At 66.0% G+C, this 15,039-nt stretch carries 16 protein-coding genes; 8 read left to right on the top strand and 8 right to left on the bottom strand.

Annotated elements, in window-relative coordinates; all coding sequences use genetic code 11:
* Position 1: 1 nt before the first annotated feature.
* The 4 genes from GGR13_RS07755 to GGR13_RS07740 form a co-directional block, all read right to left on the bottom strand.
* Positions 2–1,318 (bottom strand): peptidylprolyl isomerase, encoded by a 1,317-nt coding sequence (locus GGR13_RS07755; RefSeq protein WP_183212906.1) that lies wholly within the window; start codon positions 1,316–1,318, stop codon positions 2–4.
* A gap of 77 nt (positions 1,319–1,395) precedes the next feature.
* Positions 1,396–3,870, bottom strand: a complete 2,475-nt coding sequence (locus GGR13_RS07750) for an LPS-assembly protein LptD (protein WP_183212905.1) — start codon at positions 3,868–3,870, stop codon at positions 1,396–1,398.
* A gap of 46 nt (positions 3,871–3,916) precedes the next feature.
* The gene (lptG, locus tag GGR13_RS07745) at positions 3,917–5,059 is read right to left on the bottom strand and encodes an LPS export ABC transporter permease LptG (protein ID WP_183212904.1); all 1,143 of its coding nucleotides are present in this window, start codon (positions 5,057–5,059) and stop codon (positions 3,917–3,919) included.
* Complete coding sequence (locus tag GGR13_RS07740; RefSeq protein ID WP_183212903.1) at positions 5,056–6,186, bottom strand: LptF/LptG family permease; 1,131 nt, start codon at positions 6,184–6,186, stop codon at positions 5,056–5,058. Before GGR13_RS07740 ends, lptG begins: the two co-directional genes overlap by 4 nt.
* Positions 6,187–6,324: 138 nt before the next feature.
* On the opposite strand from GGR13_RS07740, the gene GGR13_RS07735 reads away from it, so the two are divergent.
* The 4 genes from GGR13_RS07735 to GGR13_RS07720 all read left to right on the top strand — a co-directional run bounded on the left by GGR13_RS07735 (position 6,325) and on the right by GGR13_RS07720 (position 8,882).
* Positions 6,325–7,797 carry a leucyl aminopeptidase gene (locus tag GGR13_RS07735; RefSeq protein ID WP_183212902.1) on the top strand — a complete coding sequence of 491 codons (1,473 nt, stop codon included), beginning with the start codon at positions 6,325–6,327 and terminating at the stop codon, positions 7,795–7,797.
* Positions 7,797–8,258 (top strand): DNA polymerase III subunit chi, encoded by a 462-nt coding sequence (locus GGR13_RS07730; RefSeq protein ID WP_183212901.1) that lies wholly within the window; start codon positions 7,797–7,799, stop codon positions 8,256–8,258. The genes GGR13_RS07735 and GGR13_RS07730 overlap by 1 nt, the downstream gene beginning before the upstream one ends.
* A 62-nt stretch (positions 8,259–8,320) precedes the next feature.
* Positions 8,321–8,569 (top strand): hypothetical protein, encoded by a 249-nt coding sequence (locus GGR13_RS07725; protein WP_343060312.1) that lies wholly within the window; start codon positions 8,321–8,323, stop codon positions 8,567–8,569.
* Between the two features lie 19 nt (positions 8,570–8,588).
* Positions 8,589–8,882 carry a hypothetical protein gene (locus GGR13_RS07720; RefSeq protein ID WP_183212900.1) on the top strand — a complete coding sequence of 98 codons (294 nt, stop codon included), beginning with the start codon at positions 8,589–8,591 and terminating at the stop codon, positions 8,880–8,882.
* A gap of 3 nt (positions 8,883–8,885) precedes the next feature.
* Here GGR13_RS07720 and GGR13_RS07715 read toward each other — a convergent pair whose 3' ends face one another.
* From GGR13_RS07715 to GGR13_RS07700, 4 genes are all read right to left on the bottom strand, one after another.
* Positions 8,886–9,395, bottom strand: coding sequence for an FKBP-type peptidyl-prolyl cis-trans isomerase (locus GGR13_RS07715; protein ID WP_183212899.1), 510 nt, complete (start codon positions 9,393–9,395; stop codon positions 8,886–8,888).
* 71 nt (positions 9,396–9,466) lie between these two features.
* Positions 9,467–11,134, bottom strand: coding sequence for an energy-dependent translational throttle protein EttA (gene ettA / locus GGR13_RS07710; RefSeq protein WP_183212897.1), 1,668 nt, complete (start codon positions 11,132–11,134; stop codon positions 9,467–9,469).
* Positions 11,135–11,246: 112 nt separating this feature from the next.
* The gene (locus GGR13_RS07705) at positions 11,247–11,888 is read right to left on the bottom strand and encodes an NrsF family protein (RefSeq protein ID WP_183212896.1); all 642 of its coding nucleotides are present in this window, start codon (positions 11,886–11,888) and stop codon (positions 11,247–11,249) included.
* Entirely contained in the window at positions 11,878–12,456 is a 579-nt protein-coding gene (locus GGR13_RS07700) for a sigma-70 family RNA polymerase sigma factor (protein ID WP_183212895.1), read from the bottom strand. Before GGR13_RS07700 ends, GGR13_RS07705 begins: the two co-directional genes overlap by 11 nt.
* Positions 12,457–12,618: 162 nt before the next feature.
* On the opposite strand from GGR13_RS07700, the gene GGR13_RS07695 reads away from it, so the two are divergent.
* From GGR13_RS07695 to GGR13_RS07680, 4 genes are read left to right on the top strand one after another with little or no spacing between them, the layout of a single operon-like run.
* Positions 12,619–12,909, top strand: coding sequence for a BufA1 family periplasmic bufferin-type metallophore (locus tag GGR13_RS07695; protein WP_183212894.1), 291 nt, complete (start codon positions 12,619–12,621; stop codon positions 12,907–12,909).
* A gap of 19 nt (positions 12,910–12,928) precedes the next feature.
* Positions 12,929–13,798 (top strand): MNIO family bufferin maturase, encoded by an 870-nt coding sequence (bufB, locus tag GGR13_RS07690; RefSeq protein WP_183212893.1) that lies wholly within the window; start codon positions 12,929–12,931, stop codon positions 13,796–13,798.
* Entirely contained in the window at positions 13,791–14,564 is a 774-nt protein-coding gene (locus GGR13_RS07685; protein ID WP_183212892.1) for an HvfC/BufC family peptide modification chaperone, read from the top strand. Before bufB ends, GGR13_RS07685 begins: the two co-directional genes overlap by 8 nt.
* Positions 14,561–15,031, top strand: coding sequence for a DoxX family protein (locus tag GGR13_RS07680; RefSeq protein ID WP_183212891.1), 471 nt, complete (start codon positions 14,561–14,563; stop codon positions 15,029–15,031). The genes GGR13_RS07685 and GGR13_RS07680 overlap by 4 nt, the downstream gene beginning before the upstream one ends.
* Positions 15,032–15,039: the final 8 nt, after the last annotated feature.

Below are 15,039 nucleotides of genomic sequence, written 5' to 3'. Positions count from 1 at the left end.
GCTATTCCTTCAGTTCGATCAGGGCGTCGGCGCGCAGGTCGCGAATATAGCGACGCGCCAGGTTGGCCAGGTTCTGGGTCCGAAGACGGTTCTCGACCTGCTGGAAGGTCGGCGCATCGGGGCTGCCGTTCCGCTTCCCACATACGCCCAGCAGGTGGACGCCCAGCGGGGTGCGGATCGGGGCGCTGACAGAGCCGACGGTCGCGGACTGGGCCACGGTCTGGAACTGCGGTGCGAGGTTGGCGATGTCGCTCTCGCCGAGGTCCGAGCCCAGCAGGCCCTGCTCCGAGGTTGCGCGCTGCAGCATGTTATCGCACGTCAGCTGGGGCTGGATGGCCTGCAGGCGGGCGGTCGCCGCCGCGACAGCATCGGCCGGCGCATCCTGCGGGACCTCAACCATGATCTGCTTCAGGGCGACAAGATTGGTGTCCGCGCCCGAGCGCTTGTCGCGCATGTAGATGATATAAACGCCGCCCTCGACCGGGATCGGCTGGGACAGCTGGCCGACCTGCAAGGCATCGAGGGCCGCTTGCAGCGCGGGCTGGACGGTGCCGGACACGATCCAGCCAGCGTCGCCGGGGATGCGGGCCGAGGCTGACGGTGCAGCCGAGAACTGGCGTGCGACAGCCTGGAAGGGAGCTCCCTGCTGCAACTGAGCCACCAGCTGGCGTGCGCCGTCCAGCGCGGCCTGCTGTCCACCGACGCGTGCGGACTCCAGATAGATCTCGCCGATCAGGTACTGGGGCTTGGCCGCGGCTTCGTTGAGCTGGCGCATGGCCTGTTCCACCTGGCCCCGCGACACGGCCGAGCGGCTGTTGAACCGGCCGCCGACCAGGGCCCGCCAGCCGATCTCGGTCCGGAGTTGCTCGATCATGTTGTTGCGCCGGATGCCGCCCTGTTCGAGGAAGGCCATATATTGTTCAGGCGTCGTTCCGGCCTGCTGGGCCATGTCGGCGATCTCGCGCGCGACCTCCTCGTCGCTGATCTTGAGGTCTTCGTAGTTGGTGATCTCCTGGGCCTGGAGACGTTCCTCGATCAGGGCGGCAAGGGCCTGCTGCTGGATGGCCGGAATGTTCTCGTCGGTCGGCTGGACCTGGCTCATGGCGATGATGGTCAGCATGCGCTGGCGCAGATCAAAGCCGGTGATGACCTGATCGTTGACCGTCGCGATGATGCCATCGGCCAGGGTGAACTGGGGCGCGGGTCGAGCCGCAGCGGCTGCGGCGGGGGCCTGTGGAGCGGGGGCCGTCTGGGCGAACGCACTACCGGCGATCAGCGCGGCTATGGCGACGCCAGTCGAGCAACGAGTCAAACGCATGGTCAATCCTGAGTTCCCTAAGGTGGCGTGGTCTCGACCCCGACGGCGGGGAGGCCACACCCCGTCAAGCAGCCCGCTCAACGCGCGCCACCCGCCCCATAACCTGACCCTCCAAAAGTGGCTAGGTTTAGACGCACGAAGATGCCGTCGGAAGGACCGGACGGACGAACCCGCGTGTTGTCGCGGCGATAGCCGATCTCGAACCGGAAACAGTCGTCGTCGAACAGCAGCCCGACCTCCGAACGCGTGATCACGTCCCGCTCCAGATCTGCGATGCCGGTGACGGTGACGCCCCAGTTGCCATAGACAAATTGCTGGCCTGCCAACTGGACGAATTCATAGTTGCGATTCAGGGGGCCATCGACCGGGTTGGACCGGTCGATGATGTAGCTGACGGCCGCAAGGTTGCGACGCCCCCAGCGCCCATCCACGGTCGCCTCGGCGCGACGGATGTCGCCGGAGCCGTCGACGGTGGCGTGTCCCCAGCCGCGAATTGCATCGGACGGCGAGAACGTGCCCTGAACGACCCAGTCCGAGGTCTGTGACGCCAGACCCGCCGGGTCGTAGAGCCGGGTCGGGGCATCGGGGATCGGGAACAGGAAGGTCGGGTCGTCGTCGGCCCTCATGCTGCGGCCGACGAACAGGCTGGCATTGCGACCGCCCTCCCACCGCAAGGTGGTGCGGGCACCGGCCGTGAAGCGCGCGCCGCCCTCGTACAGGTCAAATCCAGGCAGTCGATCGATGCGGAACAGCGAGCTCTCGTCCAGCTCGAAGGTCTGGGTGTCCTCGATCGGGATGCGGCTGTCGACATCGGACGGGTTGGAGACCGAGATCTGGGCCAGGGGCTCGATGATCAGGTCCGACGTCGGGCTGAGCCTGCGGATCAGGGGATAGCTGACGTCCAGTCCGACCGTTGCACGTCCCCGCGAGATCATGTCGTCCGCCTGGCCCAGGAAATCGGGCAGATCAGATACGGAATACAGGTCGAAACGGGCATCCACGAAGGGCTCGTAGCGAATGCCCGCAGCCGAGATCAGGGTGCGCCGCCACTCGCCCTGACCCGTGATCCGGCGGCTGTCGACACCATCGAGGCCGGCCGTCGGACCGGTGGGAACGACTTCGGGTCGAAGGATCGGGGCTCCGACGAATTGGTCCCGATACAGCGATGCGGCCGACCCGTGGAAACGCAGACGCCCGCCGAGCACCTTGCCCCGAGGCTCGAGCCGGTAGTCGATCAGGGGAGCGACGAGCGGCAGGGTCCCGTCATCCTCGAAGACATTGAGCGCCGCCGTGACGTCGTCGAACTGGGTGACGCGCAGACTCTGGAAGGTGAAGGCCGCGATCGAGAAATAGGAGCGTTCGGTCTGACGCTCGGCATACAGCTGGCTGATCAGACGCCGCTGGTCGCCGTAGTAGAGCCCGTTGTCCTGATAGGGATCGTCGATGTCGTAGCGGTCGAACAGGGTCTTGTCCGAGGTCCGCTCGGCGGTGAACCCCCAGCGCCAGGGACCGTCCGGATCGAAGCGACCGTTGGCCAGGAAGTAGCTGCGGCTGGTCTCGTCGCCAAAGTCGACATTGGTCTCGGCATCGCCATCGCCGTCCAGGTCGAAATCGCCGAAATTCTGGGCATAGGTGTAGCCACCCCGAGCCACGATGGTCCCCGTCGAGAAACGCCGCCGCCACTGCAGATTCAGCAAGGGTGCCACGCGGGTGTTGAACTGGGGGCTGATCAGCCAGTCCTCGGACGGCGAGACGACGCGAAGATAGGGGATCTCGACCGACAGGCCGCGGCCCTCGTCATAGTTGCCGTCGGGCACCAGAAAGCCCGAGGCGCGCTCGACCGTCGGATCCGGCAGGGCGAAGGCGGGCAGATAGAAGACGGGCACCCCGCCGACCTTGAACACGGCATTGCGGAACAGGATCGCCCGCAGTTCGGTGTCCTGGACGGCCTTTTCGGCCTGGACCGAGATCGAGGGTGTCTTGGTGTTCCCCGTCGCGTCGCAGATCGGGCAGGGCGTGAAGATCACATAGTTGAGTTCGTTGACCTTTTCCGACCGGCGCGCGGCGGTTGCGGCCATCAGGCTGGAGCCGTCGGACAGACGGGTCGCGAAATCGACGGCGACGCCCGCCTTCAGATCCGAAGCGAGTTCGAGGTGGCTGGCGTAGATGACGTCGCCTTCGGCCCCGACCAACTCAACACGGTCATCGGCGATCGCGAGGCGCTGACCCAGGTCGTAGGTGAATTCGCCGGCGCGCAGGGTGTTGTCCCGGAAGCGGGCCAGGACACGGGCCTCGGGGCTGCCCTGGGCCGAGATGAGATCGCCCGTGCGCGTCACCGAGGCGGCATCCAGATAGACGGCGTCGGGCGTCAGTCCGTCGCTGCCGGACGTCTGCGGCGTAATCGCCGGTGCGGGGGGCAGGGGGGCGGCGGGCGAGGTCTGGGCCAGTGCGGGCGCGGCGGTCATCAGCGGCGCGCAGACGATCAGGGCTGCGCCGGTCAGGAGTCGGGTCCGAAAACCCTGTGCCGAGGGGGCGCTGCGATCACGCGTCATGCAAACTCTGTCCGTTCTCGCCGAGGCCCCCCGGTCGGCAGACCGCTTAGCCGTCTTCCGTATAGAACAGCAAGGTGAAGGCGGCGAGTGCCGTCAAAACGGGCGGCAGCCAGGCAGACAGGAACGGGGGCACGACCTCGGCCGAGCCCATGGCGGCCGAGAACTGGTTCAGGAAAAAGAAGGCAAAGCCCAGCACGACGGCCGCCACGGCCATGCGCGCCAGGTCTCCCAGACGCATCAGGCGCAGCGAGAAGGCGGCCGCGAGGATGGACATGGCGGCAAACAGGAGGGGCGTGGCCAGAAGCTGCTGCAGCCGCAGACGATAGGCGGTGGACGAAAAGCCCGCGTCCGTGATGCGCTGGATCTGGCCGGGCAGGGACCAGAAGGGCGTCGACTGCGGGCGGGCGAATCGCTCGAACGCTTCGTCGTCAGCAAGGCTGGAGGGCAGGTCAAGCGTGGCATAGCTCATGGCGCGCTGCCCGGTCCGGGCCCCCTGCGCATTGGTCAGGCGCCAGAAGCCGTTGGACAGGCTGGCGGTTTCGGCATCGATCCGCTCGCTGAAGGCGCGGCGGCCGTCCTCGTCGGTCGTGTAGATGAAGAAGCTGACGTCCAGCAGCCGGGCATTGGCGCGGTCCTGGCGCGCGGCGCGGATGACGATCTGGCGCTGGTCCTGACCCTCACGCAGCCAGACAGCCTCGGGTGCCTCACTGGACATGACCGAACCCGAAATGCGCTGGCGCTCGCGCTGGAACAGGCCATCGGCCGACGAGGCCAGGGGGCCGATCACGGTCACGGTCACGATGCCGAGGACCAGCGCACAGCCGGCAGCGGGCAGGACGAACCGCCAGGCCGAGACGCCGGCCGCCCGCATGGCAATCAGCTCGCTGCGGCGGTTCAGGCCGACGAAGGCCGAAAGGGTGCCGAACAGGAAGACGAAGGGCAGAAGCTGAACGATCACGGCGGGCGACTTCAGCAGCATCAGGCCGAGCACCCGCAGGCCGGACAGGTCGGTGTCCGAGCCCAGCCCGCGCGAGATCTCGACAAAATCGATCAGCATCACCAGCGCCGAGATCACCCCCAAGGCGACGCCGAGGGCCCCCAGCTGCTGGACCAGGACATAGCGTTCGATCCGGCCCAGACGCAGGGCAGGGACCGGCAGATCGACGGAGCGGAGGGAGATCCGGCTCATGCCAGACGCGCCTTCAGCCGGGCGATCGGACCGCTGGGTCGCCGGTGCGGCTTCAGCGCCCGGAACAGGACCCGCAGCGACACGGCCGTGGCCACGATCGGCAGGACATACTGGAACACATTCAGCCAGCCATTCCAGGCGCTGGCCGGGACCAGACCATAGCCGGCAATCCGGACCAGCAGAAAGAAGGCCGCCGCCTTCGCGATTCGCCCGCCATAGCCCGTGCGGCTGAAGGAGCCTCCGAGGATGGCCGCCAGCGCCATGGCCATCGCGACGAAGGCATAGAGGGGGGAGGAGAGCCGCGAATGGGCCTCGGCCAGCAGCTCTCCGCGAGATCCGCTGTCGGCGATTCGCTGGGCCGTGGGACTGAACAGGTCGGTCAGATAGAGGTCGGCGGGCTTGTAGGTGACGGTGTCATCCGTGTCGGTGAAGGCCGCTAGCGGGAACGGATATCGACCAAAGGAGAACTGGTTTAGGACGCCATTGGAGGAGAACTCCTGACCCGATCCGTTGACCAGCGTCAGGAACGGTTCCCCGTCGACGCGCTCGAACCGGGCCTCAGCCGCATCCCAGGTCGTGACCTTCTCGCCGTCATCCAGATAGACGAAGATGTTCTTGAGCAGGCCGCTCTGTTCGATCTGCTGGACATAGACGGTCAGGCCGTCGGGGCCCTGGACGAACCGGCCTTCCTCGACCAGCAGGGCCGCGAGGTCCGTGCGGATCTCGAAGGCCTGGTCCCGCGCCGCCTGCTGGGCCCAGGGCTGGACAAGCGCGGTCGTGAACAGCGCCACGACCGCCACGATGGTCGCCAGCCAGGCCATGGGGGAGATCACCGACCAGCGGGCCATGCCGCTGGCAAAGGTCGCGGTCAGCTCCTGTTCCCGCTGCAGCCGGGTCAGGGCGATCAGGGCCCCCACGAACAGGCCGATCGGCAGGATGACAGCGAGTAACTGCGGCACGGCCAGCAGGGTCAGCCGGACCATGACCCAGACGCTCTGGCCGCGTTCCACGATCACCTCGAGCTGGTCGAGGCTCTGGCTCAGCAGACCGATTCCCGCCAGCGCGGCGCATGCCGCGAGGATGGGGAGGCCGACCTGCCGAAAAAGATAGCCTTGGATCAGGGTCATGGACGGAATGAAGGTGGCCCGGTTGCGGGCAGCGCCCTAGAAGCGCATCTAATACACATCCGGGCGCGCCGGGGACAACCGCGTGCCTTCTGCCCTCACCACCAACGACCGGGGACCACCCGGCGGAGCTCCTAGTCCATGAAAATCGAATTCGTCGCCCAGTCGGGTCCTGCCGAGATCCTGGCGGTCCTGGTCCATGAAGACCGCGTTCTGGCCGGAACGGGCAGCGACCACGATGCAGCGACTTCGGGCGCCCTGACCCGCGCCATGGGCAAGAGCCGCTTCAAGGGCGCGGCCATGTCGAGCCACCTGGTGGCGGCACCGGTGGGGGTCGAGGCAGATTCGATCCTGCTGGTCGGCGCAGGTGATGCGGCCAAGCTGGATGACCTGGCCATCGAGGCCGCCGCGGGCACGGCCTTCCAGGCGGTCCGTCTGTCGGGTGCCGAAACCCTGACGCTGGAGCTGGGCCACCTGACGCCCGAGCAGGCGGCGCGGGCCGGCTTTGCCGTCCGGCTGGCGGCCTACCGGTTCGACAAATATCTGACCAAGCAGAAGCCGGACAAGATCGCGTCGGTCACCACGACCCGGATCGTGACCTCCGACATTCGCGCAGCCCAGGCGGCATTCGAGCCGATGTCGGCCGTCGCCGACGCCGTCTATTTCTCGCGTGATCTGGTCGCCGAGCCCGCCAACGTCCTGTATCCCGCTGAGTTTGCCCGTCGGGTGAAAGAGCTGGAGCGGCTCGGCCTCAAGGTCGAGATCCTCGGCGAGGCCGAGATGGCCAAGCTTGGCATGAACATGCTGCTGGGCGTCGGTCAGGGCTCCGTGCGCGAAAGCCAGCTGGCGGTGATACAGTGGAATGGCGGAAACCCCGGCGACCAGCCGATCGCCTTCGTCGGCAAGGGCGTCTGCTTCGACACGGGCGGCATCTCGATCAAGCCGGCCCAGGGCATGGAAGACATGATCTGGGACATGGGCGGTGCTGCCGCCGTCGCCGGCCTGATGCATGCGCTCGCGGGTCGCAAGGCCAAAGTCAATGCCGTCGGCGTGCTGGGTCTGGTCGAGAACATGCCGGACGGCAATGCCCAGCGTCCCGGCGACATCGTCACGTCGATGTCGGGCCAGACCTGCGAGATCATCAACACCGACGCCGAGGGTCGCCTCGTTCTGGGTGACGCCCTCTGGTACACCCAGGACCGGTTCAAGCCGAAGTTCATGATCGATCTGGCCACCCTGACCGGTGCCATGATCGTGGCCCTCGGGCTGGACTACGCGGGCGTGTTCTCGAACAGCGACGAGGTCGCCGGCAATATCCTGGCCGCCGCTCCCAAGGTCGGCGACAACGTCTGGCGGATGCCGATGCCGGCCCAGTACGACCGGATCATGGATTCCAAACAGGCGGACATGCGCAACTCGGCCGGTCGCGACGCCGGTTCGATCACGGCGGCCCTGTTCCTGCAGCGCTTCGTCAACGACGTGCCATGGGCCCATATCGACATCGCGCCGACCGCCTGGGTGAATGACTCCAAGCGTCCGACGGTCCCCAATGGCCCCGTCGGCTATGGCGTGCGGATGCTGGACCGGATGGTGGCGGACTCGTACGAGGGCTGATGTCCGGGGGCGGCACCGAAATCTGGTTCTACCATCTCGAGCGGTCGACGCTGGACCAGGTGCTGCCCGAACTTCTGGACAAGACCCTGCAGCGGGGGTGGCGGGCGCTGGTGCGCATCGCAGATCCTGCCCGTTTGGACGAGATCGACGAGCATCTCTGGACCTGGCGCGATGACAGCTTTCTGGCCCATGGCCGGGCGGGGCAGGATCACGCGGAGCGCCAGCCGATCCTGTTGAGCCAGACGGGTGAGAACCCGAACGGCGCTCAGGCGCTGTTCATGGTGGATCAGTCTGACATGGGGCCTGTGGAAGGATACGAGCGATGTTTCATCATTTTCGACGGTCGGGACGACACGGCGCTGAATCACGCACGCGAACGCTGGAAGGCGCTGAAGGGGCAGGGGGCCCATCTCGCCTACTGGAAACAGTCGGACGCGGGGCGCTGGGAAAAGGCAGCCTGATCGCCAGCCTTCTGCTCGCGGCCTGTTCAACCCCTGCGGCCGAGGCCCCGGCCCCGGTCGCGGTGGCAGAAGCGGAGGCCAACCAGCCGGTCGGTACCCGGATGCCGGACACTGAAGCCGATCTGTGCAAGGCCGGTGAGCACCAGTATCTGGTCGGCAAGCCAAAATCCGAGATCCCCGTGCCGGTCGAGGTGGTGAACCGGCGCGTTGTCTGCACGACCTGCCCGGTCACAATGGACTTTTCGCCCTATCGCCTGAACATCTTCTTCAATGCCGAGACGAACCTAGTGGAACAGGTGCGCTGTGGCTGATCGACCGGGAGCCATCCGAATGAAACGACATTCTGCAAGTCTTGCCGTGGCCGGGACGATTGTTGCCGTCCTCTCGGGATGCGCTGCGCCGCAGGAAAGCCTGCCCCTGCCTTCGCCGGGTCCGCAGGCCTGCAACGCGGCGGCGTCGCAAAGCCTGATCGGTAGCCAGGTTGGCGCTGTCAGCTTTGCGGCGGATGCCAATGTCCGGGTGGTCTGCACGACCTGTCCGACGACCCGGGACTATCGCCCGGACCGCCTGAACGTCCGCTTTGATCAGGCGACGGGACGGATCGAGAAGGTCGATTGCGGCTGAGCTTCAGGGTGCCGGATTGACGGCCAGAAGCTCCACCTGGAATTTCAGGACGGAGTTGGGCGGGATGTCCTGCCCGACCCAGCGCGCGCCATAGGCCAGATCGGCCGGGATCACGAACTGATAGGTCTCGCCTTCGCGCATCAGGGCGACGCCTTCGGTCCAGCCCTTGATGACCCGGTTCAACGGAAAGCTGGCGGGTTCGCCCCGGCTGTAGGAGCTGTCGAACTCGCGGTTGTCGATGAAGGTCCCCGCATAGTGGACGCGGACCGTGTCGGTGGCGACCGGCTGGGCTCCGTTCGGCGCGGCCTTGCCGACCCGCCGGTATTGCAGGCCCGACGCCGTAGTGGTCCAGCCCTTGCGTGCTCCGTTCCACGCCAGATAGGCGGCCTGGCCGGCTTCCCAGTTTTCCTGCGTCGCGGGTCCCACCGAGGGGATGATGACCGGGGCGACTGGTACGCTGGCGCAGGCAGACAGGGCCGTCGTGGCGACGAGGGCAACGAGAAGGCGTTTCATGGGCAACCGTCAGCTTCTATGTTCAATCCGTTGAGCGGCGGCCCCGAAAGAGCCACCGCCCGGGTCTTGGCCTAGCGTCCGAACTTCTGGAACTTGATCCGGTGCGGGATCAGGGCATCGGTGCCCAGACGACGCTTCTTGTCTTCTTCATAGGCCTCGAAATTCCCTTCGAACCATTCGACATGGCTGTCGCCCTCGAAGGCCAGGATGTGGGTCGCGAGCCGGTCGAGGAACCAGCGGTCGTGGGAGATGACCACGGCGCAGCCCGCGAACTCCTCGAGGGCCTCCTCGAGATTCTGCAGCGTCTCGATGTCCAGATCGTTCGTGGGCTCATCGAGCAGGATCAGATTGCCGCCGGTGGCCAGGGTCTTGGCCAAGTGGACGCGGTTGCGCTCACCGCCGGACAGCTGGCCGACCTTCTTCTGCTGGTCGCCACCCTTGAAGTTGAAGCTGCCGACATAGGCGCGGGTGTTGATCTCGCGCTTGCCGACCATCATCACATCGGTGCCGCCGCTGATCGCCTGCCAGATGGTCTCGTCGGGCTTCAGGTCGTCGCGCGACTGGTCGACATAGGCCAGTTTGACGGTCTCGCCGACGCGGATCGTGCCGCCGTCCGGTGTTTCCTGTCCGGTGATCATGCGGAACAGGGTCGACTTGCCGGCACCGTTCGGACCGATGACGCCGACAATGCCGTTGGGCGGCAGCTTGAAGGTCAGACCGTCGAACAGCAGCTTTTCGCCATAGGACTTGTTGAGGTTCTCGACCTCCAGCACGACATTGCCGAGGCGCGGGCCGGGCGGGATCTGGATCACCGCGTGGGTCTGGGCCCCACGCATGCCTTCCTGCTCGGCGACCATCCGCTCATAGGCAGCCAGACGAGCCTTGGACTTGGCCTGACGAGCCTTGGCTCCGCTGCGAACCCATTCCAGCTCGCGGGTAAGGGCGCGCTGTCGGGCCTCGGACTCCGAGTTTTCCTGAACGACGCGCTTCTGCTTGGCTTCCAGCCAGGACGAATAATTGCCCTCGTGCGGGTGGCCCTTGCCGCGGTCCAGTTCCAGCGTCCATTTGGTCACGAGGTCGAGGAAGTAGCGGTCGTGGGTCACCAGAATCACGCAGCCCGGGAAGGCCTCGAGGTGATGCTGCAGCCAGGCGACGCTTTCGGCGTCCAGGTGGTTGGTGGGCTCGTCGAGCAGCAGCATGTCGGGCTTGGACAGCAGCAGACGGGCCAAGGCGACACGGCGCTTTTCACCCCCCGACAGGTTCTCGGTCGACCAGTCGTCCGGCGGGCAGCGCAGGGCGTCCATGGCCATCTCGATCCGGCTGTCGATGTCCCAGACGTCGCCGGCGTCGATCTTTTCCTGCAGGGCCGTCATCTCGGCCATCAGCTCGTCTGTGTATTCCTCGGCCATTTCCATCGCGATGGCGTTGAAGCGGGTGACCCACTGCTTTTCCTCGCACCAGGCCTCGACGTTCTCGCGGACGTTCAGGCTGTCATCGAGGTGCGGTTCCTGCTCGAGGTAGCCACGCTTGACGCCGTCAGCAGCCTTGGCCTCTCCGGTGAACTCCTTGTCCAGACCGGCCATGATCTTGAGCAGGGTGGACTTGCCAGAGCCGTTGACCCCGACCACGCCGATCTTTGCGTCGTTGTAGAAGCTCAGCCAGATGTTCTCGAAGATCTTCTTGCCGCCAGGAAAGGCCTTGGTCAGGCCCTGCATCTGGAAAATATACTGCTGCGCCATGAGATGCGTCGCCCTGTCGTGATGTCGTGGGGAGGTTGGCGCGGGATGTAGCGGGCCGCACGCCGGGTGGCAAACGTCTAGCGGGCGGGCAGGGCAGTTTGAAGGCGGGCAGCTACCAGCGGAAGACGAGCCGCCCGATCGCCGCACCCGCGGCGACGGCCAGACTGATGCCGATCATGTACCATACCGCCACGAAGCTGGCCGTGTATTCTGGACAATGCAGGCCGTACAGGGTGGTGGCGACGCCCGCCGTCAGAAGCCCGGCGGCAGCGCCTGCCAGAGTCGGGCGGGTGGGCGCGAAAGCCTTGGCTGACCAGAAGACAAAGGGTGCGGCCAGGGCACTGAGCAACAGGATGTTGGGTGCACACGCACGCGCGCTGTCGCCCATCAGAGCCGGCATCCGTTCGGGCATCGGCATCGAGGTGAGCTCGTGAATGGCGAGGCCGGCAACCCCCAGCAACAGGGCGGCGAGGACGAGCAACGGTGCAAGGGCGCTGGCTCCGGGTCGACCGAGCCGTGCCAGCAGCCAGAAACCCGACGCCGCCAGCCCTGTGGTGAAAGCCGCCTTGGCCCAGAAGGTCGGTCCCAGCATCGCGTCCGACAGATCGCTGCGGAACCCCAGCCAAAGGCCGACCCCCGCCAGAACGAGCAGGCCCGCGGGGATCAGGGTCAGCAGCAATCGGCGCTCAATCCGCCCCTTTCCACGGGCAGGCAGGTCGACGGCAAGCGCCTGGATCAGGTCATCAGTCTTCATCGGACGCATTTCCAGCCATGTCGGCGTTGGCGGTATGTGAGGCAAAGCGGGCATTGAGGGATTTCATTGAGCGGTGGATGCTGACCTTGGCTGCGGTCACGGTGTAACCGTGGTTTGCGGCGGCCTCGGCGACGGTAAGGCCCCGCAGGCGCACATCCTCGATCAGTCGACGCTGGCGGGCGGGCAGGAGGGCCAGACAGCGGCTCAGGTCGGCCTGGGTCGCGCCGTCCTCGACGGTGTGTTCCGCGAACAGGTCAGAGGCTTCGTCGATCGGATGGGTTGGACGACGACCCTGGCGGCGCAGATGGTCGATAAGCTTGTGCCGGGCGATGGCGAAAGCCCAGGCCGTGAAGGCCTGGTTGCGGTCCCACGTGGCACGCTTGGCATGAATCGCGATGAGGGTTTCCTGCACCAGATCCTCGGCATCGGCACCGCCGTTGAACAGCCTTCGGGCGAAGAAGGGCCGAAGATGCGCGCCCATGTCTGTCAGCAGCACGCGCCAGGAACCCGCGTCACCATCGAGGCCGCGCAGCATCAGGGCTTTCAGTTGAGTTTCACGATCTGTCACAGCGTCCCGCCTACGATACTGCGTGGAGAAGGTTACGCCCGGATGGGGTGAGGCGGACAAAATAATCCGGTGTCGACAGCTGTAACCGGCTGGCAGGGCGTCGCGAAGTTCGAGGCACGGGGCCGATGGCGGCTCCCGACACCTCCGACAAGGATCATCCTCATGAACCGCACCCAAGTCTCCATCGCTGGCCTGACCGCCGTCGCTCTTTTTGCAGGGGCCGGCATCGCCAGCGCTCAGTCCCGGACCCAGGGCGACGCGCCCCGGGTTGAGAAATGCTATGGCATCTCGCTGGCCGGCAAGAACGATTGCGCGGCGGGTCCGGGCACGACCTGCGCCGGAACCTCGGTCCGCGACTATCAGGGCAACGCCTGGAAGAACGTCGCCGCCGGCACGTGCACCACGATCCGTACGCCCAAGGGCAACGGATCGCTGACCCCCGTCACGCGCTGATCGTCCCCCCGATCACGCGATGACCCATGGATCGACCGCCGGGCCTGGTTTGCGAGGGCCCACCGCCGGCCTGGGCCTCAAGGCCCAGCATTACGAGCAGGCCCTCGCCTGTCCGGCGGTCGGTCTGTGGTTTGAAGTGCATCCTGAAAACTACATGGTCGACGGTGGGCCGCGGCTGGCCTGGCTGGAGGCCATCCGGGCCGAAAAGCCCCTGTCTTTGCATGGCATTGGCCTTTCCTTGGCTGGCGACGCGCTCCCCGACCCTGAACATCTTGCGCGGTTCAAGGCGCTGGCTGATCGTTATGAGCCGTTCGCGATCTCCGAACATCTGGCCTGGTCGCGACGGGGCCAGGTGTATCATCCGGATCTGCTGCCCTTTCCTCGCACTCGCCGGATGCTGTCGCGCGTCTGCGACAACGTCTCGCGGGCGCAGGATGTCCTCGGACGTCCGCTCCTGATCGAAAACCCGTCGCTCTATCTGGCCTTGAACGGCCATGAGATGAGCGAGCCGGAATTTTTGAGCGAAATTGTTCTGGCGACCGGGTGCGGACTGCTTCTCGACATCAACAATGTCTACGTCAGCGCCAACAATCTGGGCGAAAGCGCCACCGCTTATCTGGACGCTCTGCCTGCGCATGCGATCGGAGAGATCCATCTGGCCGGCCATGATCCGGACCCGGAACTGGGCCCTGGACTGCTGATCGACAGCCATGCGGCACCCGTCTCGGACACGGTCTGGAGCCTTTACCAGCGCACCATCCGTCGGATCGGGCCGCGCCCCACCCTGATCGAGCGTGATGACGCCATTCCAGCCTTCGAAATACTGATGGGCGAACGCAACCGGGCAGATGCCATTCTGTCGGCCGGTGACGAGGCACTCCGTGCCTGAGCCCTTTCACGACGCGATGGACGCCGTGCTGGCGGGGGATGCGGCGGCGCTGGACCCCTGGCTTCGCGACGGCGCAGCGGGGCGGGCGGGGTTGGCGGTTTATCAGAACACGGTGGCCAAGGCCCGCGCCGACGCCCTGACCGGCCTCTTTCCCACAGTGATGAGGCTGGTCGGCCCCGACTGGTTCCGCGAGGCGGCGCTGCTGTTCGGTCGTCATTCGCCGCCATCATCCCCTGTGCTGGACGACTATGGCGTCGGCTTTGCTGACTGGCTGGAAATGTTCCCGCCGGCCCGTGAACTCCCGTTCCTTGCGCCTGTCGCGCGGGTCGACCGGGCATGGAGCGAGGCGCATCGCGCGGTCGAGGCGCCGGTACTGTCTGCGTCAGACCTTGTGCAACTGGGGCCCGACGTCCTGTTCGCGGCGCGGGCTGTCATCCATCCCGCCGCGCGGATTTTCTGGTTCGACTGGACCGTACCGACAGTCTGGTTGGCCAACCGAGCCGAGTCTGATCCGAGCAAGCCCGTGTACTGGGACGAGAAGGCCGAGGGCCTGTTGCTGGTCAGACCGCAGGGTGCCGTCGAGACCCATGCGATCGATAGAAACCAATGGCTTTTCCTCGATTCCTGTCGTCGGGGCCTGCCACTGGGCCGCGCCGCCGCCAGCGTCATGGTCACGCAACCGCTTGCCGATCTGTCGCGCCTGTTTGCCGGACTGCTGAGGTTCGGCGTGTTTACCCGCCTGAATCTGGAGCCGTCCCCCCAATGACCGAGACCCTGAGCCGTCCTCTGCCTCCGACGTCGCGCAACGCCGTGGTTCAACCGGCCGTGACGTTGATTGAAAGGCTGTTGCCGGCCGATGCCATAAGCCTGACCGTCCGGGTGGCGGTAGCCGCTGTCTTTTTCCTGTCGGGCCGGACAAAGGTCGAGGGTGTCCTGACCATCACCGACGGGACCTATTTCCTCTTCGCGGAGGAGTACAAGGTGCCACTGATCACAAGCGAACTGGCGGCGCATCTGGCCACCTATGCCGAACACCTTTTCCCGGCGCTGATCGTTCTGGGGCTGCTTACCCGGGTGTCTGCGCTGGCGCTTCTCGCGATGACACTGGTGATCCAGATTTTCGTCTATCCCACCGGCTGGCCGACCCATCTTCTCTGGGCGGCATGCCTGTTGTTTCTCGTGCGGTTCGGGGCCGGGCGATTGAGCCTGGATCGCCTGTTCCGATGGCCCTGATTGCGCCG

It is taken from the genome of Brevundimonas variabilis (assembly GCF_014199945.1).
Taxonomy (GTDB): domain Bacteria; phylum Pseudomonadota; class Alphaproteobacteria; order Caulobacterales; family Caulobacteraceae; genus Brevundimonas; species Brevundimonas variabilis.
This window is presented reverse-complemented; position numbering and strand designations above follow the sequence as displayed.